This window comes from Bradyrhizobium sp. CSA112, assembly GCF_029051645.1.
Classification (GTDB): Bacteria; Pseudomonadota; Alphaproteobacteria; order Rhizobiales; family Xanthobacteraceae; genus Bradyrhizobium.
In genome coordinates this window covers 37,228-57,505 of record NZ_JAACFS010000011.1, presented here as the reverse complement: position 1 = coordinate 57,505, position 20,278 = coordinate 37,228, and the positions used below count along the sequence as shown (strand labels likewise).

The 20,278-nt window shown below is 63.8% G+C and carries 16 protein-coding genes and 1 pseudogene; 8 read left to right on the top strand and 9 right to left on the bottom strand.

Features of this window, described 5'->3' with window-relative positions:
• Nucleotides 1-4: 4 nt before the first annotated feature.
• Nucleotides 5-2,269: a TonB-dependent siderophore receptor gene (locus tag GWE18_RS19880; protein ID WP_275187392.1), complete on the bottom strand. Its 2,265-nt coding sequence runs from the start codon at nucleotides 2,267-2,269 to the stop codon at nucleotides 5-7.
• A gap of 228 nt (nucleotides 2,270-2,497) precedes the next feature.
• Between GWE18_RS19880 and GWE18_RS19875 the strand changes: the two are divergent.
• From GWE18_RS19875 to GWE18_RS19860, 4 genes and pseudogenes are all read left to right on the top strand, one after another.
• Nucleotides 2,498-2,692, top strand: a pseudogene (locus tag GWE18_RS19875) (DUF892 family protein); the annotation flags it as partial.
• Nucleotides 2,693-2,900: 208 nt separating this feature from the next.
• Entirely contained in the window at nucleotides 2,901-3,560 is a 660-nt protein-coding gene (locus GWE18_RS19870) for a helix-turn-helix domain-containing protein (protein ID WP_275187391.1), read from the top strand.
• A complete protein-coding gene (locus GWE18_RS19865; RefSeq protein WP_275187390.1) occupies nucleotides 3,557-6,247 on the top strand; it encodes a molybdopterin-dependent oxidoreductase in 2,691 nt (896 codons plus the stop codon). The genes GWE18_RS19870 and GWE18_RS19865 overlap by 4 nt, the downstream gene beginning before the upstream one ends.
• The gene (locus GWE18_RS19860) at nucleotides 6,244-7,167 is read left to right on the top strand and encodes an FAD binding domain-containing protein (RefSeq protein ID WP_275187389.1); all 924 of its coding nucleotides are present in this window, start codon (nucleotides 6,244-6,246) and stop codon (nucleotides 7,165-7,167) included. The genes GWE18_RS19865 and GWE18_RS19860 overlap by 4 nt, the downstream gene beginning before the upstream one ends.
• 38 nt (nucleotides 7,168-7,205) lie before the next feature.
• Here the strand turns inward: GWE18_RS19860 and GWE18_RS19855 are convergent, their stop codons facing one another.
• The 3 genes from GWE18_RS19855 to GWE18_RS19845 form a co-directional block, all read right to left on the bottom strand.
• Nucleotides 7,206-7,820: a hypothetical protein gene (locus tag GWE18_RS19855; protein ID WP_275187388.1), complete on the bottom strand. Its 615-nt coding sequence runs from the start codon at nucleotides 7,818-7,820 to the stop codon at nucleotides 7,206-7,208.
• Nucleotides 7,821-8,138: 318 nt separating this feature from the next.
• Nucleotides 8,139-9,410: an extensin family protein gene (locus GWE18_RS19850; protein WP_275187387.1), complete on the bottom strand. Its 1,272-nt coding sequence runs from the start codon at nucleotides 9,408-9,410 to the stop codon at nucleotides 8,139-8,141.
• Nucleotides 9,411-9,859: 449 nt separating this feature from the next.
• On the bottom strand, nucleotides 9,860-10,714 hold the full coding sequence (locus GWE18_RS19845; protein ID WP_275187386.1) for a DUF2147 domain-containing protein: 855 nt from the start codon (nucleotides 10,712-10,714) through the stop codon (nucleotides 9,860-9,862).
• 185 nt (nucleotides 10,715-10,899) lie between these two features.
• Between GWE18_RS19845 and GWE18_RS19840 the strand changes: the two genes are divergently transcribed.
• Nucleotides 10,900-11,646 (top strand): DUF2147 domain-containing protein, encoded by a 747-nt coding sequence (locus GWE18_RS19840; RefSeq protein ID WP_275187385.1) that lies wholly within the window; start codon nucleotides 10,900-10,902, stop codon nucleotides 11,644-11,646.
• 19 nt (nucleotides 11,647-11,665) lie between these two features.
• Here GWE18_RS19840 and GWE18_RS19835 read toward each other — a convergent pair whose 3' ends face one another.
• Nucleotides 11,666-12,181 carry an NUDIX hydrolase gene (locus GWE18_RS19835; protein WP_275187384.1) on the bottom strand — a complete coding sequence of 172 codons (516 nt, stop codon included), beginning with the start codon at nucleotides 12,179-12,181 and terminating at the stop codon, nucleotides 11,666-11,668.
• Nucleotides 12,182-12,259: 78 nt separating this feature from the next.
• Nucleotides 12,260-13,129 (bottom strand): archaetidylserine decarboxylase, encoded by an 870-nt coding sequence (asd, locus tag GWE18_RS19830; RefSeq protein ID WP_275187519.1) that lies wholly within the window; start codon nucleotides 13,127-13,129, stop codon nucleotides 12,260-12,262.
• Between the two features lie 34 nt (nucleotides 13,130-13,163).
• Between asd and GWE18_RS19825 the strand changes: the two genes are divergently transcribed.
• Nucleotides 13,164-14,828, top strand: coding sequence for an aminotransferase class III-fold pyridoxal phosphate-dependent enzyme (locus tag GWE18_RS19825; RefSeq protein WP_275187383.1), 1,665 nt, complete (start codon nucleotides 13,164-13,166; stop codon nucleotides 14,826-14,828).
• A gap of 310 nt (nucleotides 14,829-15,138) precedes the next feature.
• On the opposite strand, the gene GWE18_RS19820 is transcribed toward GWE18_RS19825, so the two are convergent.
• The 3 genes from GWE18_RS19820 to GWE18_RS19810 all read right to left on the bottom strand — a co-directional run bounded on the left by GWE18_RS19820 (nucleotide 15,139) and on the right by GWE18_RS19810 (nucleotide 17,682).
• Complete coding sequence (locus tag GWE18_RS19820; RefSeq protein WP_275187382.1) at nucleotides 15,139-15,756, bottom strand: hypothetical protein; 618 nt, start codon at nucleotides 15,754-15,756, stop codon at nucleotides 15,139-15,141.
• A gap of 125 nt (nucleotides 15,757-15,881) precedes the next feature.
• The gene (locus tag GWE18_RS19815) at nucleotides 15,882-16,571 is read right to left on the bottom strand and encodes a methyltransferase domain-containing protein (protein ID WP_275187381.1); all 690 of its coding nucleotides are present in this window, start codon (nucleotides 16,569-16,571) and stop codon (nucleotides 15,882-15,884) included.
• A gap of 55 nt (nucleotides 16,572-16,626) precedes the next feature.
• Nucleotides 16,627-17,682: a glycosyltransferase family 1 protein gene (locus GWE18_RS19810; protein ID WP_275187380.1), complete on the bottom strand. Its 1,056-nt coding sequence runs from the start codon at nucleotides 17,680-17,682 to the stop codon at nucleotides 16,627-16,629.
• A 131-nt stretch (nucleotides 17,683-17,813) separates the two neighbouring features.
• On the opposite strand from GWE18_RS19810, the gene GWE18_RS19805 reads away from it, so the two are divergent.
• Both GWE18_RS19805 and GWE18_RS19800 read left to right on the top strand, forming a co-directional pair.
• Complete coding sequence (locus tag GWE18_RS19805; RefSeq protein ID WP_275187379.1) at nucleotides 17,814-19,208, top strand: TAXI family TRAP transporter solute-binding subunit; 1,395 nt, start codon at nucleotides 17,814-17,816, stop codon at nucleotides 19,206-19,208.
• Nucleotides 19,209-19,562: 354 nt separating this feature from the next.
• Nucleotides 19,563-20,243: a L,D-transpeptidase gene (locus tag GWE18_RS19800; protein ID WP_275187378.1), complete on the top strand. Its 681-nt coding sequence runs from the start codon at nucleotides 19,563-19,565 to the stop codon at nucleotides 20,241-20,243.
• Nucleotides 20,244-20,278: the final 35 nt, after the last annotated feature.

Genomic DNA, 20,278 nt, shown 5'->3' with positions numbered 1-20,278 from the left:
CAACCTAGAACCTGTACGTCGCGCTCCCCAGCACGGTGCGGCCGATGCCGAAGAAGCAATCGCCGCGGGAAAGACACGTGGTGACATGACGCTTGTCGGCAAGGTTGCTGGCGTTGACCTGAAACCGCCACGGCCCGGTCTCGTAACGGATCATCGCATCGAACAGGGTGTAATCAGGCGTGCGGAGCGTGTCGGTGCCGTCCCAGGATTCGCCGATGTAGCGCACGCCGCCGCCGATCGTGACACCCGGCAGGCCGAGCGCGGTGAGACGGTACTTCGCCCATAGCGAGGCCTGATGATCGGGAACGGCTTCGACACGCTTGCCGGCATTGTCGCCGCTTTCAATCACTGCGTTGAGATAGGAATAGGCGCCAATCAGATCGAGGTCCGGGGTCACACGGCTGATCACTTCGAGCTCGGCGCCGCGAATCCGCACCTGGCCGGTCTGGACCGAGAACACGGAGCCGCCGGGATCGCTCGCCAGCCGGTTCTTCTCGGTGGTGTCGAAGATCGCACCGTTGATCGCCGTGCCGGGCATTGGATTGTACTTGAATCCGAGTTCCACAATTTCGCCCTGCTGCGCCTTGCAGGTACCGCCAACGCAAGCGGAGCCGAAGACCGGCGTGAACGACTGTGCATAAGTGACGTAGGGCGTCAGCCCGAACGGCAGTTCGTACATCAATCCCGCGCGGCCGGTGGTCGCCTTGGTGTCCTCACTCGGCGATCCCTGCACATTGTTGCCGACGAAATCCTGACGAACGCCGAGAACAGCGAGCCACGGTCCGAGCCGCATCTGGTCCTGCGCGTAAAGCCCGAGCTGGCTTTGCCGCAGGTCAGGCTCGGGCGAAAGCACCGGTGGGGTCAGAGCCGTATAAACCGGAGCGTAGAGGTCGAACGGCGTGGTGTCGTAGCCGGAGCCGGATCGCGCGCGCTCCTTGAGAACGCGGTAGTCGAGGCCGACCAGCGCCTTATGGAGCACCGGGCCGGTGCCGAATTTCAGCTCGACGTTGCTGTCCGAGGTCAAACTGTCCTTGCTGGTTTCGCGGCTGTAGATAAAGCGCTCCACGGTACGCCGCGTCGGATCGAGAAATGGAAAATTCGGATTCGGCGGATCGTACGGATCGCCATAGACGTTCGGATAGGCCGACCGATAGATGCCTTCGACATGCGCGAAGCGAACGTTCTGCCGGATCTTCACGGCGTTGTTGAAGCTATGCTCGAATAGGCTGGAGACCGCGCCGGTCTCGGTCTGGTACTTCTCGAAGTTCGGATCGCTGGCAAAGCGCCGCACCGGGATCAGGCCGTTCGGCCCCGGATACAGCGTGCCCTCATGCGGCAGAAATGCCGTGGACACGCCGGTGTTGTCCTTCTGATAGGTGCCGAGCACGGTCCAGCTCGTGTTGTTGGTCGGCCGCCAGGTCAGCGATGGCGCCAGCACTATGCGATCATCAGGCACGTAATCGGTCTGCGTATTGCTGTCGCGGAACACGCCGATGAAGCGATAGAGCCACTCGCCGTCCTTGGTCAGCTTGCCGGTCGAGTCGAGCTGCACCTGCTTGCGGTTGAAGCTGCCAAACTGCACGCCGATCTCGTTGAAGGCCTCCACCTGCGGACGTTTCGAGATCAGGTTCAACAGGCCCGCCGTCGAGGTGTCGCCATAGAGCACCGATGATGGGCCGCGCAGCACCTCGATGCGCTCGAGCGTAAAGGGATCGGGCCGCCATTCGTTGAACTGCCACGTGTTCACAACGCGTGTGCCGTCGAGATAGATGTTCGGGTCCTGGCCGCGAATGCGCGGATAGTCGCCGCGCGAATCCGGGCCATAGGCGTCGGCGAACACGCCGGGCACGTAGCGCAGCGACTCCTGCACGGTGAGCGCGCCCTGGTCGGTGACGCGGTCGGCGGTGACCACCGTGATCGATTGCGGGGTTTCCCGCAGCGGCGTGTCGGTCTTGGTGCCGGTGCCGCTCTGGCCCGCGAGATAACCGCGCACCGGGCCGGTCCCCGTTTCCGCGCGCGTGCCGGCTGCAGCCGCGGCATCCGAAGTCACCGCCCCTCGCTGGGCCGTGCGACGGCTCGCCGTCGACACGGCTTGCCGTCTGGATGCGGGACGCGACTGCGCGGCCTGCGGACGTGAGGGCTGGTCGACGACGACAGCCGGCAATTCTCGCGCGGACGATTGTGCTTCCGCCGGCGTCACATCGATCATCGCGGCGAGCATCGGCAGCGCGGCGCCGAGCCATCCCGCGGTCTTCAAACTTGCAGTCATTTCCAGTCCTCATCGCTTCGCGCGGGACCAGTAACAAGCGCGATCACTGCGATGAAGTGCGTAAAGGATACAGCGGCGCGTCAATCACGCGTTTAGAATTAGTATTGCTCCAAATGACTTGAGCAGCGGCCATCAAACAGAAGTTTAGAACTAGTATTGGTCTAAGCGCACCACACCACAGTTGTAGTGGCGTGCGACGCGTGATTTCGCGCGAGTACGGTCGCACAGATCAACACAGTCAAACAGAGACACACCTCGCACTACGAGATCGCGCGCTACGGCACGCTCATCGCATGGGTAGAAGAGCTCGGCCATGACGACGTGGTTCGCTTCCTGACAACGAACCTCAACGAAGAGAAAGCGGCGAACACCAAGCTCAACACCGTAGCGCTTCCCAAGGGCGTCAACAGGAACTCCGTTGCAGCGGCCAGTTGTCTGACCCGGCGGGGAGGCTGGGATGATATCTTTAAAAGGCGCTCTTCTTTGGCTGGTCGGCGGTGCACTGCCGATCATCATTCTGATCGCGCTGTTCCTGCATCCCGGCTAATGCCCGGCATCGGGTCAAAATCCGCCAGGACCTGATCTCAGATTCGTTATTTGACATTTCTTTCTATTTTGTCAAAATCGCCAAATGGGCCCGCGTACCCGCATTCTCGATGCTGCGATGCTGGTGTTCCGCCGGCAGGGTTTCCGGCGCTCGTCGATCGAGCAGGCCGCGGACGCCGCCGGCCTGACGCGGCAGGCGCTCTATCATCATTTCAAATCCAAGGAAGCGCTGTTCCGCGCCGTCATCGAACGGCTGCATGAGGAGGCGCTTGCCGCCGAAATCGCGGCGGCCGGTACAGCCGAGAAGGCCGGCGGCAGCCTCGCCGATATTGTCGTCGCGTCCGTCTCCGCCAAGCTCGGACAGTTGGCCGCTTCGCTCGACGGCTCACCGCATGTCGAGGAGCTGTTCTCTGAGCACCTCCTGCAGGCCCGCGACCTCTACCAGAAATATGCCACGGCCTATGCGGAGCAACTCGCCGCGACGATCACGCGCGTCTGCCGCAAACAAGACCTCGTTCTCAACGCCGGCATGACGCCGCGCGATCTGGCGCGATGCATCGAGATGGCGGTCAACGGCACTAAATCCGCCTACCCGGCGATGCAGCCGGCCGGCGCCTTCCTGAAGGATCTGGAAATCATGCTGCGCACGCTGATCGCCGGCGCCGTTGGCCCCGCGAACAAGCCGCGCGCGGCCATAGTGAAACCAGCCAAAAAATCCACACGTAAACCTGGAGATCGCAGATGAGCACCATGACGATCAACGGCAAGCTCGCTCCCCTCCCCGACGATCCCGATGCGCTGCTGGTCGACGTCGTACGCGACGCGCTCGACCTCACCGGCACCAAGCTGGTCTGCGGGGCTGGCGTCTGCGGCGCCTGCACAGTGCTGGTCGAAGGCGAGCCCGCCGTGAGCTGCCTGATGCCGGCAGGGTCGGCCGCGAACAGGAACGTGACGACGGTCGAAGGCATCGGCGCTGCAAAACTGCACCCGGTGCAGAAGGCGTTCATGGCGCACGACGCCCTGCAATGCGGCTTCTGCACGCCGGGCTTCATCGTCGAAGCCGCGGCGTTTCACGATTCTTGGCGCGCGGCAAAGGGAACGGCCGTGCCGGCGCGCGAGGAAATCGGCGCCGCATTGTCGGGCCATCTCTGCCGCTGCGGCGCCTATGACGGCATCTTCCGTGCCGTGGCGGATGCCTGCGCCGGACGTTTCGACGGCGATGAGTTCGTTCCGCCGCGCATGGAAGCGCGCGACAAGGTGACGGGATCGGCGAAGTATACCGTCGACATCCATCATGACGGCCAACTCGAAGGCGTGATCCTGCGCTCGCCGTTCGCCCATGCGCGCGTCAATGAGCTCGATCTGGCACCGGCGCGCGCGATCCCAGGCGTGAGCGCAGCGATCTCGCTGCTCGGCGACGATCGCATCGTCCGCTTCGTCGGCGAACCCATCGCAGCCGTCGCGGCCAGAGACCGCAAGACTGCGCTGGCCGCGATCGCCGCCATCAAGGTCACGAGCGAGCGGCTGCCATCGGTGATCGGGCTCGATGAAGCGCGCAAGGCGGATGCGCCCGTGGTGTTCGAAAAATCCGCGCGCAAGAAGGCCGGCGACGTCTCCGAAGGCGGCGGTGCGCCGGCCTCCTGGAAAGGCAATGTCCGCGGACCGTCGGCGGCTTTTTCCAAGAAACCGAAGAAGGTGCGGAGCTGGGTCGAGGGCGCGCGCGCGGCGAACAATCCGTTGCTGGTGGAGGGCACCTTCCGCACCGGCACGCAACAGCATGCCTGCCTCGAGCCGCACGCGGCGGTCGCGCGTTTCGATGGCGACCGACTCACCGTGCATGTTTCGACGCAGGCAGTGTTTCATCTGATGGAGCTGATCGCGAAACGCTACAAGCTCGGCCACGACAAGGTGCGTGTGATTGCCGACCATGTCGGCGGCGGTTTTGGTTCGAAGGCTGCGCTCGGCGTGGAAACGACCACCGCGATCGAATTGGCGCGCGAGGCCAAGGCGCCGGTCAGGATCGCCTATGACCGGCACGAGGAGCTTTCGGTCACCGGCTATCGGCCGGCGGCGGAGATGAAGATCGCGCTGCTGCCGTCCGACCAGGGCGAATTGAAAGCGCTGTCGCTGACTGCCCACGCCGATACGGGCGCGGCGACGAATTCCACTATCGCCGCGCTGGCGCGCCTGATTTATCCGGCGGAAGGAAAAGAGCTCGCCGATTTCGACGTCATCAGCAATTTGCCGGCCGGTGCACCGTTCCGCGGCCCCGGCGGACCGCCGATGGCCTTCGCCTTGGAACAGGCGATCGACGAGGCCGCGCTGCGCATGAATGTCGATCCGATTGCGCTGCGTAAACGCTGGGATCCCGATCCCAACCGCCAGCGGCTCTACGATTGGGCCTCAAGCCTTGACGTCTGGCGCAACCGGAAACCGATAGCCGCGCAGAGCGGCCGCTATCGCCGCGGCGTCGGCGTCGCCACCGGTTACTGGCTTTATCTGTGGCAACCCGGTTCGAAGGTCGAGGTCGCCGTGAAGGGCGGACGCCTCGTCGCCAGCACCGCGACCCAGGACATCGGCACTGGCACCCGCACCGTGATCGCCAATACGGTCGCGCGCGAATTCGGGCTGGAGCCGCATGAGATCGACGTCAGGATCGGCGATTCGAAATTGCCGGAGGGACCGGGCTCGGGCGGCAGCCGGGTCACGGCTTCGGTGATCCCGCCGATGCTGCTCGCGATAGAGAAGCTGAAAGCTGCGATCCAGCAAAATGCAAAACGGCAGCCGGCCCCCGGCTCCAACGCGCCATGGCGTGAATGGCTCGCGGCGTCGCCCGACCTCTCCGTATCAGGCGTGCGGCCGGAAGACTCCAGGCAGATGGCGCCGGGAATCGAGTCGCCGCTCAGGCAGGCCGGCTTCATGGGCTGGATCTTCGGCTGGATGATGCGGCGCTTTTCCAACCTTGTGATCGGCGCCGGCATGCCGAGTTCGGTGCAGGTTATCGAGGTCGAAGTCGATACCTGGCTCGGCCATGTCCGCGTCGTCAACGTTCACACCGGCATTGCGGTCGGCAAGATCGTGGCGCCGGCGCTGGCGCACAGCCAGGCGGCCGGCGCTGTCATTCAGGGCATCGGCTACGCGCTCTATGAGGCACGCGAAGTCGATTCCCGCACCGGCGATGTGCTCAGCGGCGGCATGGAGGATTATCGCATTCCCGGAATCGCCGACACGCCTGTCATCGATGTGCATTTCGACCAGGCTGGATTCGATCACGTGCTCGGCGGCAGCGTCGGCATCGGTGAGGTCGCAACCGTGCCTACCTCGCCGGCAGTCGCCAACGCGATTCTCAACGCCACCGGCGTTCGGCTGACCGACCTGCCGATACGTCCCGACCGTCTCGTCGCCGCACTCAAAGGGAGGGCCGCCGCATGACACCGACAGCCATGACCGCCACGCAAGCAGGCGAATTCCGCGCCGCCGGCACCGACCTCTCCGAGCGGCGGCGCAGTGGCGTCTCGACGGGACCGCTGATCGATATATCAGCCGCACCCGACACGATCGGGATGCATTGGGGCGCCGACGGAAGTGTGCGTCTCGGCGCCTTCACCACCATTGCCGCGATCGCAGCCGATGCGCGCCTCGCTGCGGCATATCCGGGCATTGCGGCGTCCGCACAGGGTTTAGCGACGCCGCAGGTCCGCCATCTCGCCACCCTCGGCGGCAATCTCGCGCAACGTTCGCGCTGCTGGTACTACCGCAATCCGCACATCGCCTGTCTCAAGAAGGGCGGATCGGATTGTCCGGCGCGGTCAGGCAATCATCTCTATCACGTCGTCTTCGATCTCGGTCCATGCGTGGCGCCGCACCCCTCGACTATGGCGGCGGCACTGCTTGCCTATGAAGCGAAGGTAACCACCGATCGAAGAAATTCACTGACGATCGGCGATCTCCTCGGCGACGGCTCGGATGGCTCCGCCGACAACGCGCTGGAGCCGGGCGAGATGATCAAGAGCGTCACACTTGCATCACCGCTGCAAGGCGAGCGCGCGCTGTACAAGCGCGCGATCAGCCGCACCCATGCCGAATGGCCGCTGGTCGAACTCTGCGCTCGCGCGGTGATCCAGGACGGCGCGTTCCAGTTCGTCCGCCTCGCCGCCGGCGGCATCGCCCCGGTGCCGCTACGGCTCGTGGCGGTGGAAGCGACGTTGCAGGGCAAGAAAGTTTCCGCCTCTGCCATCGCGGACGCTGCATCGCAGGCGACATCGGGCGCAAAGCCATTGCCGATGACAGAATACAAGCTCGATCTGCTGAAGGGCGTTGTGCATGACTTGCTGGAGCGGCTGGCGGGGTGATAGGGCGTGGACTCATTACCGCCGGGATTGGAGAAGCCTCAGGCGTTGAAGTCTGCATGGCCGCCGGAGGACTCGCGCTGGGCTGAATAGCCCGCTGACCTCGGCCCGATCGCCTTTTGTTGTTCGGCCATCATTGCATCGAAGGCCGCATCCAATTGCGCGCGGCTATAGTTTGTCGAGGTCGTCTGACGTGGCTTCCATTCGGACTGCGCAATCGCGGTGGGCGCCTTCTCGACCGTGCCGCCCACGGCCTTCGCGATACGCTCCGCACGCCATTGCGCCAAGTCGGGCCCGCCATTCAGGCCGGGAGGATCTTGCAGATCTCCAACCTTTCCTGCGGCTTCGTTCGTCATCGCCACAGAGCCGCCGTTATAGAGTGTCGCAACGACCTTGCCGTTGACCTTGACGGTCGCATAGGTGTTTTGCGGGGCATTGTCCGGCACATCCGTGGCCAAGGCCGATTTTGCGGCTTGCATGTCCAACCACATCGCCGCCATCCGGTCGCGAAGCTCGGGGACGTCCTTGATCGAGATGGTCTTCAGTCCCGAGGTGTCGAGTTTCTTAACGGCCGAAGCCGGAATGCCGGGCTTCGTATTACCTGCTGCCGTTGCTGCGTCGGCTCCAGCCACAGGCAGCGCATCGGCCGTTGTCAATGTCGTCTTCGATGGGTGCGATTGTGTGGGACGCAAATAGCTCCTGGGATTGGCCAGACTCGTTATCATGGATACACCCCTTCCTCGGCAATTTCAGGATGAAGCAATCACCATGCCAACGCGGAAATGATTGATAAGGCGGGTCTCCTCTTCTCGGAAAGGGGCCGCAGGCCGGAAAGTCTTGCCGATAGCGGCAGGACTTTCCATGTCTGGTGGATTGTAGCCTGTAGGATGGGTTGAGCCCTTGCGAAACCCATCACTTCGCGAACGGGATTGATGGGTATCGCTTCGCTCCACCCATCCACGGAAGCCGCGGATCTAATGATCCTCGAACTCGTCTTCCTCGTTGACCTTGCTGTTGCCCCTGAACCAGCGCGAGATCGACTTCTTGGCTCCGAGCGATCCCGTCGAATATGGATCGCGTGACGCGTAAGGGTTGCGCTGGCCGGCGCGCGCGGCGACCTGATCGCCCGACACAGCAGCCGGCTGGCAGATGGTGCGGCGGGAGGGGCGGCGCATCAGGTCGACGTGAATGTGATCCTCGTGGTGGGAGTTGGAGCCCGGCGCCAGCACGGTGTTGAACTGCTGGCAGGCGGCCGCCTGCACGTCGCGCAGAAAGCCCTGCTCTTCCGGCATGCCGCGCCAGCCGCCCTTCACCGTGATGCGACGGCCGTCGGCGAGCGTGAAGGCTGCGATGTCGAGCGCGTTGCCGAACGCGTGCTCGGAAATATGCGCGTGCGAATTACCGTTCATGCCGCGGCAGGAATACGCCGAGATCTGCTTGATCTCCACGACGCGCACGCCGAACCAGCGCATCGCCGCCGGCTGCACCGAATCGGTGAGCCAGCGGTCGAGCGCCGAGACGATCGGGCACGCCAGCGTCGCCGCAGGCTTAATCGAGACCTGCCCGAAGGCGCTGACGGAATTGCCCTGCGCGGGCCCAAGCCGCGGCGCGGCCGGCGGCGTCGCCGGCGAAGGCGAATAGGACGGCCGCGGATACGGCGCAGAAGAAGGTGCCGTGTGACGGTCGCGCGGCGGATAGGACGGTGCCGCCATATAGCCGCCGTTGCGCGATGCAGGGGTGCCTTCGGGCGGCAGATCGATGTCCTCCGCTTGCGGTGCGACGCCCGGTGCAGAGAGCGAGATCGGGCCGTTCGACGGCGCGGCATAATTCGGCTGGCGGGGTGCGGGATCTTGATAGGTTCCCGGATAGCTTCCCGAATAGCTCCCTTGATAATTTTCCTGGGGCGGAGCCGCCGCCGGCGCGCGCGCGATCGGCCAGCGCGGCTGATTGCCTCCGATATTGCCGGGTGGCCGAAGGCTCTCGTCGGCAAAACCGAAGCTGGTGATGTTTTCGCCGAGCGCCGCCACTTTCAGCGGGTATTCCGCGCCGCACACGCCGGGGCCGGAGATCGGGTCGATCCGGACCAGTTCCGCGCTCTCCTTGACCGCGCCGGACTTCAGACAAGCGAGTTCGGCCTCGGTACGCCACGGTTCGCGCTCGGCGGACTGAAAAAATCCGCGGCCACAACCCGCTAGCGAGACGAGGACGAAGGAGCCGACGAGATACAAACGAACTCCGCGCGTCATCGTCCGCACGTTCAACCAATTTATTTAAGGACTCTTCAACGCGTTGATTTAACTAATTTTTTACCATGTTACCGCGCTGCACCCGCGGTGGGAAAGAGAGGGATAGACAGCAACACTGACTTTTTAGGCCGGGAACGTCTTGCTAGCCTTGGGTGTTATGTGCCGGCACGACGTGAACCCAGGGAGCTCTCCCAATGGATTTCGTAAGTCCTCTCGTCAGCAGGCTTAGTGTTGTAACCGCGTATCTTGCTATCGCTTTCGTCGGCGCCATTGTGCTCGGCGTGTTCTAGACATCCCGTCCTGACATGGACCTGCTCGCCCGGTGGCCGCGTCACCGGGCGTTTTCTTGGCCAAAGCGTTTTCGAGCGAAGTGGAGCCCGGTTCGCGTAAAACGCGTCAAAACAAAAGGCCGGAGCCCGGTTCTGATTCAATCAGAACCGATGGAGGCACTACGAGCGCTGCTCGGCAGACACCGGCCGTGAGCTAACCAGGCTGTCGGCGCGGCGCGTGATCCGGCTCCAGTTGTTGCCGGAGCAGTAGAAGCGGCCGAGCGCGCAGGCTTCGACGCGAAGCGTGTTGAGCCCCTTCATCGACATCGTGCCGTAATACGTCTCGCCGCTGTCCTGACTGTAGATGCTGCCGGTCCATTGCCTTTCCCTCTTCGGCTTCATGTTGATCAGGATCGCCTCGCCCTTCTCGTTCGACGATGAATTGAGCACATAGCCGCACAGCGCATTGCCGCACTTGGCGATCCGCACCGTCCCTTTGCCTTCGGTCTGCCAATCACCGATCGGAGAATCTGGCGGCCCTTCCTCGGCCTGATGCGAGACGCGTTCAACCTGCGGCGCAGGCTGCGCGGTCTCGACCGGTTTCGCGACCGGCGGAGGCGGCGGCCCCGGAATCGAAACTTGTTGAGCCGATGGCGGAGCGGGCGGCGGCGTTGGAGGCGCAGCGACGATTCGGGTTGTCGATGCGGCCGGCGTGTAGACGGCGGGCGGCGGAGCGGTGACGATGGTTTTAGCCGGCGCCGTGGTTGCCGGCGGTGCGGGTGGCGAAACCGTCTGTGGCGCTGATGGCGCCGGCTTCGCCGGCACGCCCGCGTCGCGATCGTCGTCATAGCGGTCGTGCTTGCGGCGCCAGTCGAGGCTTCTGGAGATCGACACCGAGGTGCACGAGGCCGAACGGCAATGCCTGGGGGATTCGATGTGCACCCGATGGCCGCCGACGCGGAATGAAATCGAACTGCCGGCATAGGCCGAAGTCGTCAGCGCTATCAGCACGGCGAGACAACAAAATCGTTTCATCGAAGCCTCCCGCAGGTGATGCGGAAAGCCTAGCCGCGGGGAGCCTCCACGGATGTGATTTGCATCACCGATTCGCTCCGGCGCTTCCGGGCGCCTTGTGATGTGCATCACGGAAGGTCGCCGCGCCCGCGCATAGGGTCTGCCCAGATTCAACGCCACGCTCACAGGCCGCTCGGGAGACTCTCATGAAGAAGCTCTACATCCTCGCCGCATTGTTGATGGCCACCACCTCGGCGCATGCCGGCGGAATTACCCTCCAGATCAATGGCGAGCGCGTTCGTGTTGAGGCGCCGCGCAACTGCAACGCCATTTCCTGCATCAAGATCACCGCGCCCGGCTATAACGGCACGCTCGGCAATATCGATCTCAAGGGCCTCGGCTCGAAGAGCAAGGACGACGATGACGTCGTCGCGGATGCGCCGGCGAAACCGGCGGCGCCCGCTCCAGCGCCGGCCCAGGCCACCGCGCCGCAGCCCGCCGCTCCCGCCACGACTACGCCCGCGCCCGCTCAAGCAACCGTCGCGGCCGCTACGCCGGCACGGACCGAAGCTGCGCCGCCCGCTCCGCCTCCGCCGCCCGCGCCGGTCGCCGCCGCGCCTGCGCCCGCGCCGCAGCCGGCTCCGGTGGCCGCAGCCACAGCCTCTGATCCGAACTCGCCCATCGGCATCTGGGCGACGGAAGAGAACAAGGGCAACGTTCGCATCGAGGAATGCGGCGCCAATCTGTGCGGCTATGCCGTCAACACCGGCGAACGGATTCTGATCAACATGAAGCCGCAGGGCAGCAAGTGGACCGGCCGGATTCGTGATCCGAGCAGCGGCCGCAACTACGACTCGACGATTGCGCTGAAGGGCACCACTACGCTCAAGGTCCAGGGCTGCGCCTTCGGCGGCATGTTCTGCGGCGGCCAGACCTGGAAGCGTGTGAGCTGACGATAACTCGCGACACGAGCTAGCGAAACAGTCGAAGCAGATTTTGAAGAAAGCCCACGTGCTCGGCCTTGTGCTCTCGCAGCACAGGCTGCGCCACTTCCGGCAACGGCACGCCTGCAACACCGTTCGCCGCGGCCAGCGCGACCGGGCCGACATGTTCGAGAAACGCGCGCTCATAGCCGCGCGACAGCCGCTCGACGGCTTCCCGAAGCGGCAGCCAGTCCACCGCCTTCACGTCGCGCATCAATTTGCGCGTGGGCTTGTGGCCGGCTTCCATGCGCCAGTAATGCACCACCTTGGAGCCGCCGCGGGAGTCATAGACCAGCGTCCCCAGAAATTCGTGCACGGAAACATCGTGCCCGGTTTCTTCCATCACCTCGCGCTCGGCCGCGGCGCGCGGCGTTTCGCCGTCGTCGAGCTTACCCTTGGGCAGGACCCATTCGTTGCGCTTGCGCAGGCGCACCACGGCGACCAGCGGCGGCTCCGCCTGCCGCAGCACAATGCCTCCAGCTGCCAGCACCGGCGTTCGCGCCATCTCTCTTCCCGCGTTTTTCGTGACTGCGAATGCAGAACGACCGCGAGCTTATAGAGACAAGGGCGATGAGAATCGAGACTAAACCTGCGGCTTACGCAACAGCGGCTCGCCCGCGCGAATTCGCGCCCCTTCCGCGACATGGCCGGCAAATTCGAAATGATCCGGCGCCAGCACGATGATGGTCGAGCCGTGCTCGAACCAGCCGAGCTCGTCGCCTTTGCTGACTTTCGCATCGCACGGAAACACCGCCGGCCCCCTGCTCTGCGCATTGAGCGTGAGATCGAGGAAATGCAGCCGGATGCTGGCGACCAGGATGGCGGCGACCGGCACCAGCGTCAGCGCCTCGCCCGATGGCAGCCGCGCCTGCAGCACCGCCCGCTCGTTCTTGCAGAACAGCCGCTCGACCCGCTTCAGCGCGATCGGATTGACGTTCCAGACGTCGCCATGGATGAACGTGACCCGTTCGATCGTGGCGTCATACGGCGCGTGAAAGCGGTGATACATGCTCGACGTCAGCCTGAGCGTCAGGAAGCGGCCGTTGCGATGGCTTTCCACCAGCGCGGGATCGCCGAGCAGATCGAGCAGCGAGTAAGGCGCACCCTTGATCTGGAACAGCTCGGTATCCGCGATTCTGCCGAACGCGCCGATGATGCCGTCGGAAGGGCTGGCCACGACGCAGGGGTCAGGATCCGCCGGCCGCAGCCCGGGGCGCAGTTCGCGCGTAAAGCAATCGTGCAGGCTCTTGAATTCGGTCTTCTTGGCTTCCGACAGATCGAGATCGGAAAACAGCCGCCAGCACCAAATCGAGAAATCGCGCACAAAAGGATTCTCGATCTTGCTGAACCAGCCCATGAAGCGCGTCAGCGCCGCCCGTGGGATACGATTGGTCAGGAGGAAGTTGAGATCCTCCTGCTGCGTGAAACGGGCGATCAGGCCCCGTATTGTCATCAATCTGTCAGCAGGATTGGCTAGCGCTTCAGGCATGGATTCGTCCCTTCCGATTCTTTCCCTGTCCGCCGCTGCGGTCGCTGGCGCCGCGGCAGTCTTCCCCAAATTGCAGGCGCGACTGGCGCTGTCGCGCGCCAAGCACCGCTCGCTGACCGGACATTCCAAAATGTCCAAGATGGTCGCGCGGCTGGTACCGCATTACGAATTCGATATCGACAACTTCTTCTGTTCCGACGGCGCGCCCGGCGACGTCGCCATGCAGCGGCAGGACGGTTTCTTCCGGCTCGCCCGCCTCTATGAAGAGCGCTATGCCAAGGGCCGGCAGATGACGGCCGACGCCGCGACGCACATCTCTGACCTGCAGTTCACCGAAACCTACCGGGTGCCATTCCAGTACAGCCGGCTGGTTCGCGAAAATCTCGGCACCGGCGCCTTCATGGAATCCTCGGCCGGCGTCACTGTCACCGACGTCGACGGCAATGTGTTCTACGACCTGACCGGCTCCTACGGCGTCAACATTTTCGGCAACGACTTCTACAAGGAGTGCATCACGGAAGCCGAAAAGCGCGCCCATGCGCTCGGCCCCGTGCTCGGCCCCTATCATCCCGTCATCACCGAGAATGTACGGCGGCTGTGCGAGATTTCGGGGCTCGACGAAGTCTCGTTCCACATGTCCGGCACCGAAGCCGTCATGCAGGCGGTGCGGCTGGCGCGCTATCATACCAAGCGTTCGCACCTGGTTCGTTTCGCCGGCGCCTATCACGGCTGGTGGGGCGACGTGCAGCCCGGCGTCGGCAACCCGGTGTCGCCGCACGAGACCTATACGCTCGCCGACATGTCGGACCGCACCCTGCATGTGCTGCGCACGCGCAAGGACATCGCCTGCGTGCTGGTTAATCCCTTGCAGGCACTGCATCCGAATGCCAACGCGCCCGGCGATTCCGCGCTCGTCGACAGTTCGCGAAAGGCAAACTTCGATCGCGCTGCTTACACCGAGTGGCTGACGAAACTGCGCGAGGTCTGCACCGCGCGCGGCATCGTACTGATCTTCGACGAAGTCTTTGTCGGCTTCCGCCTCGCCGCCGGCGGCGCGCAGGAATATTTCGGCATCCGCGCCGACATGGTGACTTACGGCAAGAGCCTTGCCGGCGGTCTTCCGGTCGGCGTGGTCTGCGGCCGCAAGGATCTGATGCGCCGCTTCCGCGACGATCGCCCCGCGGATGTCTGCTTCGCCCGCGGCACCTTCAATTCGCACCCCTACGTGATGACGGCGATGGACGAATTCCTCAGCCGCCTCGCCAGCCCCAATTTCAACGCCGTCTATCAGGGGCTCGACGAGACCTGGAACGGCCGCGCCGAGGCGCTGAACGCACGGCTGGCGGCAGACGACCTGCCCGTCCGCGTCAGCAATCTCTCCTCGATCTGGATGGTGCAATACACCGAGCCGTCCCGCTACAACTGGATGCTTCAATACTATCTGCGCGCCGAGGGGCTGGCGCTGAGCTGGGTCGGAACGGGACGGCTGATCTTCAGCCTGAACTACACCGACGCCGATTTCAGCGAAGTCGCCGACCGTTTCGTTGCGGCGACCGAAAAGATGAAGCGCGACGGCTGGTGGTGGCACGGCGCTTCCCTGACCAACAAGAACATCAAGCGGCGGATTCTGAGAGAGCTGCTGCGGAAGCGATTTGGTCGCTGAGGCTTTATCGCCTGTCGTCATGGCCGGGCAAAAGCGCGAAGCGCGTCTTCGCGCAGATGTCCCGGCCATCCACGTCTTATTAGCTGCCGACATCGCCAGGCTGGCCTCCTTCGTCATTGCGAGGAGCCACCGGGTCGCGCGAATGCGCGCCCGATGACAGGCTCCGCGACGAAGCAATCCATCTATCCCCGCACGGAGAGGTGGATTGCTTCGCTTCGCTCGCAATGACGATCTCACAACTGGTGCTTAAGAACGTGGATAGCCGGGACAAGCCCGGCCATGACGGTGGTTGATGGATCAAGTTCAACGCTTAGGCGTGCTTGACGTGCTTCTCTAGGCCGGGATCGATCAGTTCGCCCTTCATGAGAGCCAACGGCGCCTTGTAGTACAGCTTGAGATCGCTGAAGGGGTCGGTAAGGATCTTGGTCATCCAGACGAGACCCGTTTCGACGTCGCGGATGAAGAACAGGTGGACGGTGCGGAACAACAATCCGCCGATGCCGACCGCCAGCCAGACCTTGGCCACCTGACGCATGAAGTCGGCGCTCGAGGTCCAGGGCGTAAACAATCCGAACAGCGTCGGATCGAGATACAGCACCAGCGGCGACAGCGCCCAGACCGTCATCAGCACGACCTTGCGCTGCAGGTTGTAGCCGACCTTGATCTCTTCCTTGTGCTCATGGGTCGCCTGGTTGACGTGGTCGTAGCCGCGCGGCTCGAAGAAGAAGTGACCGGCCTGCCGCGTGGTCATCGACACCAGCCAGCCGACCAGCGCCGACACCACGGGATCGAAGAACAGCATCCCGTAGGCGAACAGGAAGCTCGCCGCGCTGACGAAGTGCAGCGACTGGTTGATGCGGCTGTGGTGATAGTAGCGATGGTCGTCCCAGCGCTGGGTTCGCAGTTCCTGCAGGAAATTCTTGATCATTCTCTACCCCCAAGTTCTTTCGGGTTTGACGTTTAACGAGATTCGATGTCCGGCATGTGACATCATGAAGTTGACATGTGACGGAGCGCAGCGGCGCGACGCCGCGAGACGGCAACGCTTGCGCGTCAGGCCGCCGCGGCGACGTCGGTTTTTCGAAAACGCACCAGGGAGAAATGGCCGAGCGGCGGCACCAGGCGGCGCTCGGCCAATTCCATGCCCCGCGCGCCCGCCAGCCATTGCGCGTAGCGCGACCAGGCGAACTCGGCGGTGCGGAAGCCGAGCGGACGAACCACCGGCTGCAGGCGCTGCTCGATGAAGCGGCGCATGCCGGCATCGGCGCTCACACGGGTGAGGATGATGAGTTCGCCATCCGGCCGCAGCACGCGGGCGAATTCGTCGAGCGCCTTTTCGGGGTTCGGCACCGCCGTGACGACATATTGCGCCATCACCACGTCGAACGAATCGTCGGGGAATTCAAGATTTTCGGCGTCCATCACCGCAAGCCCTTCGACGTTCTTCAAGCCGAGTTCGTCGACGCGCTTCTTCGCCTTCTGCAGCATCGCCTCCGAAATATCGGTGCCGAAGATGCGCAGATGCGGCGCATATAGCGGCAGCGAAATGCCGGTGCCGACGCCGACCTCGAGCACGCGGCCGCCGATCTTGTTGGTTGCCTGGATGGCCGCCTTGCGGCCCTTGCTGAACACGCCCCCGAACACGAGGTCGTAAACCGGTGCCCAGCGATCATAGGCCTGCTCGACCGTTTCGCGGTCGAAATCCAGGGGCCTTGTCCCGTCAAGCTTGATAATGTCTGCCATGGTTGGTTCTGCCTTCTCGTCTCACGCAACTGGTTATGATGATCGAATTTTGTGTTCAGCCCTGCACCGCGCTGGTGGCGGGCGCCCGGCGCACCGGCCGCAGCACGCGGCTCGGCTGCAGCGCCGTCAGATTGCCGATGAACTGGCGCGCGCTGTTTTCCCAGGAACGCGAAAGCGCAAAATTCCGGCAGGCCTCGCGAGACATCGTCAGCGCGCGCAAGCAAGCGCTGTGCAGATCGGTGTCAATTGCGCCGATCGGGTGATCGGCAATGACATCCTTCGGGCCGGTGACCGGGAACGCCGCGACCGGCGTTCCGCAGGCCAATGCCTCGAGCTGTACGACACCGAAGGTGTCGGTCAGGCTCGGAAACACGAAGACCTCGGCTGCAGCCAGATGCGCCGTCAGGTCCGCGCCCTTCTTCTCGCCGAGGAAAATCGCGTCCGGGTATTGTTTCGAGAGCTGCGCCCTCTGCGGGCCGTCGCCGACGACGACTTTCGACCCCGGCAGGTCGAGCGATAGAAACGCTTCGAGATTCTTTTCCACCGCGACGCGGCCCATGGTCATGAAGATCGGCCGCGGCAGATCGAGCGCCGCAGGCGTATGCGGGTTAAACAGCCCGGTGTCGACACCGCGTGTCCAGAAGCCGAGCTTCCGAAAACCCCGTGCGCCGAGTTCCTGCCGCAGCGAGTCGGTCGCGACCATGGTCGTGGAAGACGCGGCATGAAAGTGCCGCAGCACCGCATAGCCGACGCTGACGGGGAGCCCGGTGCGGACGGCGATATATTCGGGAAAGCGCGTCGTATAGGACGTGGTAAACGCCAGCTTGCGGCGTCGGCAATGGGCGCGCACCATCCAGCCGATTGGCCCCTCGGTCGCGATGTGAATAGCGTCCGGCGCCGCCTCCTCGATCCGCCGCGCAATCTCGCGCCGGTTCGGCAGCGCGATGCGCAGTCCCGGATAGGTCGGCAGCGCCATCGACGGAAATCCGTCCGGGGTGAGAAAGCTGATATCGGCGCCAAGCGCGGAGGCGCTCTTCGCCAGGGACGTCAGCGTACGGACGACGCCGTTCACCTGCGGATGCCATGCATCGGTCGCAATCAGTATCTTCATGTCCCGGGCCCGAGATTAATGATTCTCAAGTGCGACGTTGGGACATGGATATTTCAAGCGTATGACGTCATCGTTCTGTAAGGATGTTTTTAAGCTCGTCTCCACGCATTTTCATGTAACGTGACAGAACGATGTCAGACCCAAACGACAATCCTGCGCGATCCCGCCGACGGCGAAAGCGCCAGAGCTATGCGCTTTTGATCCTTGCCGCCGGCATGCTCGCGTTCTGCGTCGCTGCGGGCACGCTGTATTACGTGCTGCGGCCGACGACGCTGCGGATTGCGGTGGGGCCTGCCGGCAGCGACGACCAGAAGCTGATCCAGTTGATGGCGCAGACCTTTGCGCGCGAGGGCAGCTCGGTGCGGCTGACGCCGGTCACGACGGAAGGGGCGGTGGAGAGCATCGCGTTGTTCACCGCCGGCAAGGCCGATCTGGCGGTAGCGCGCGGCGACCTGAACCTGCCGGATAACGCCGAGTCGGTCGCCATCCTGCGCAAGAATGTCGTCGTGCTGTGGGCGCCTTCCGGCCTTCCCGCCAAGGGCTCGAAGAGGCAGCCCACGCCCAAGATCAAGAGTCTCGACGAACTCGCCGGCCACCGCGTCGGCGTGATCGGGCGGACGCAAGCCAATGTCGCGCTGTTGCGCAGTATTCTAAAAGAGTCCGGCATCAATCCCGACAAGGTCACGATCAGCCAGTTTGCCACCAACCAGATCGCCGAAATGGCACGCGATCAGTCGGTCGACGCCTTCATGGCGGTCGGCCCGCTCAAGAGCAAGATCACCGTGGATGCGATCGCGGCAACGGCGTCGGCGCGCGGCGAGCCGAAATTCCTGCCGATCGAGGTTTCCGATGCGATCGCGAAGAAAAACCCGATCTACGAATCCGAGGAGATTCCCGCCAGCATCTTCGGCTCCTCGCCGCAGCGGCCGGAAGATAAGGTCGACACCGTTGCGGTCAACCACCTGATCATCGCGCCGAAGTCGTTGTCGGACACGGCGGTCGCCGCCTTCGCACGGCAGCTCTTCACCAACCGCCAGCAGCTCGCGCGTGAACTGCCGACCGCCTCGCAGATCGAAAAGCCTGACACCGACAAGGACGCAGCATTACCGGCGCATGCGGGAGCGGCGGCCTATATCGACGGCAACGAGCGAACGTTCCTCGAAAAGTACACCGACTATATCTGGGGCGCGATCCTGATTCTCTCAGGCTTGGGGTCGGTCGGCGCCTGGTTCAAGCACTACTGGAACAGGGACGAACGCGAGGTGTATGTCGGCCATCGCGATGAGCTGCTCGACCTGATTTCCAGGGTACGCAAGGCGGAAACGCCGGAAGAGCTGGCGCAGATGCAGAACACCGCCGACGGCATATTGCGTCACGCGCTCGATTGCTATGACGACGGCGCAGTCGAGGACGGCGACCTCTCGGTGATCGGTTTGGCGCTCGAGCAATTCCACCACGCAGTCGCCGACCGCCGGACGGTGCTCAATGCCGGCGAGGCCGGAATGCCGCGAATGCGCGCCGGGTAGACCTGATTGGTTCGGCAGGCTTTTCCTCCGATCAAGTAGGTACTTCCCTCTCCCCTTGTGGGAGAGGGTGGATCGACGCCGCGAAGCGGCGGCGAGACGGGTGAGGGGTTTCTCTCCGCGGAGACAGACCCCTCATCCGTCGCGGACTGCGTCCGCGCCACCTTCTCCCACAAGGGGAGAAGGAGCGCCCCCACAGTCCCGCCGGCTGCGCGTCCGTCAACGAAACCTTAATGAAACAATTCCCTAACGCCGCGAAACCATTTTGGCGATTTCGTGCAAATGTCCTGAAACGGTTCATCGGTAGAGGTTTCCCCAACGACGCGCCGAACTGGTGCGACCAACAGGGGGACGATCATGTCCAATTCATCCAGACTGCCGCGCTTCGCGGCCGCCACCTTCGCTGCGCTGGCGATCGGCGCGACTGCATTTTCCGCACCCGCCGCCGCGGCCCCGCTGCCGCTGTTTCCGTTTTTCCTGCCGCAGATCGAAGCAGCCCTGCCACCGGTGCAGGCTGCGCCCCAGGATGAAGAAGACCGGACGGTCGAGTTGCCGGCTCGCCTGCGCCGCCAGGTCGTGAACTACGCCACCCGCGAGGCGCCGGGCACCATCATCATCGATACCCCCAACACCTATCTCTACCTCGTGCTCGGCAACGGCCAGGCGATGCGCTACGGCATCGGCATCGGCCGCGACGGCTTCACCTGGTCGGGCACGCAGACGATCACGCGCAAGGCCGAATGGCCGGCTTGGACCCCGCCCCCGCAGATGATTGCGCGCCAGCCCTATCTGCCGCGCCACATGGCGGGCGGCCCCGGCAACCCGCTCGGTGCCCGCGCGATGTATCTCGGCGGCACCATTTATCGCATCCACGGCACCAATGACCCCTCGACGATCGGAAGCCGCGTCTCCTCGGGCTGCCTCCGCCTCACCAATGAAGATGTCAAAGACCTTTATTCGCGGGTCAGCGTCGGAACCAAGGTGATCGTGCTGCCGATGACGGATCGCCGCGCCGATCTCGGCCGGACCATCCGCTAGGCCAATAAAGTTTGAACGACCCGGAACGGCCCCGG

What these genes read in the sequence shown, in the direction of transcription:
- GWE18_RS19880 (WP_275187392.1), bottom strand. Translation starts at nt 2,269, where the DNA reads ATGACTGCAAGTTTGAAGACCGCGGGATGGCTCGGCGCCGCGCTGCCG.
- GWE18_RS19870 (WP_275187391.1), top strand. Translation starts at nt 2,901, where the DNA reads ATGGGCCCGCGTACCCGCATTCTCGATGCTGCGATGCTGGTGTTCCGC.
- GWE18_RS19865 (WP_275187390.1), top strand. Translation starts at nt 3,557, where the DNA reads ATGAGCACCATGACGATCAACGGCAAGCTCGCTCCCCTCCCCGACGAT.
- GWE18_RS19860 (WP_275187389.1), top strand. Translation starts at nt 6,244, where the DNA reads ATGACACCGACAGCCATGACCGCCACGCAAGCAGGCGAATTCCGCGCC.
- GWE18_RS19850 (WP_275187387.1), bottom strand. Translation starts at nt 9,410, where the DNA reads ATGACGCGCGGAGTTCGTTTGTATCTCGTCGGCTCCTTCGTCCTCGTC.
- GWE18_RS19845 (WP_275187386.1), bottom strand. Translation starts at nt 10,714, where the DNA reads ATGAAACGATTTTGTTGTCTCGCCGTGCTGATAGCGCTGACGACTTCG.
- GWE18_RS19840 (WP_275187385.1), top strand. Translation starts at nt 10,900, where the DNA reads ATGAAGAAGCTCTACATCCTCGCCGCATTGTTGATGGCCACCACCTCG.
- GWE18_RS19835 (WP_275187384.1), bottom strand. Translation starts at nt 12,181, where the DNA reads ATGGCGCGAACGCCGGTGCTGGCAGCTGGAGGCATTGTGCTGCGGCAG.
- asd (WP_275187519.1), bottom strand. Translation starts at nt 13,129, where the DNA reads ATGACAATACGGGGCCTGATCGCCCGTTTCACGCAGCAGGAGGATCTC.
- GWE18_RS19825 (WP_275187383.1), top strand. Translation starts at nt 13,164, where the DNA reads ATGGATTCGTCCCTTCCGATTCTTTCCCTGTCCGCCGCTGCGGTCGCT.
- GWE18_RS19820 (WP_275187382.1), bottom strand. Translation starts at nt 15,756, where the DNA reads ATGATCAAGAATTTCCTGCAGGAACTGCGAACCCAGCGCTGGGACGAC.
- GWE18_RS19815 (WP_275187381.1), bottom strand. Translation starts at nt 16,571, where the DNA reads ATGGCAGACATTATCAAGCTTGACGGGACAAGGCCCCTGGATTTCGAC.
- GWE18_RS19810 (WP_275187380.1), bottom strand. Translation starts at nt 17,682, where the DNA reads ATGAAGATACTGATTGCGACCGATGCATGGCATCCGCAGGTGAACGGC.
- GWE18_RS19805 (WP_275187379.1), top strand. Translation starts at nt 17,814, where the DNA reads ATGTCAGACCCAAACGACAATCCTGCGCGATCCCGCCGACGGCGAAAG.
- GWE18_RS19800 (WP_275187378.1), top strand. Translation starts at nt 19,563, where the DNA reads ATGTCCAATTCATCCAGACTGCCGCGCTTCGCGGCCGCCACCTTCGCT.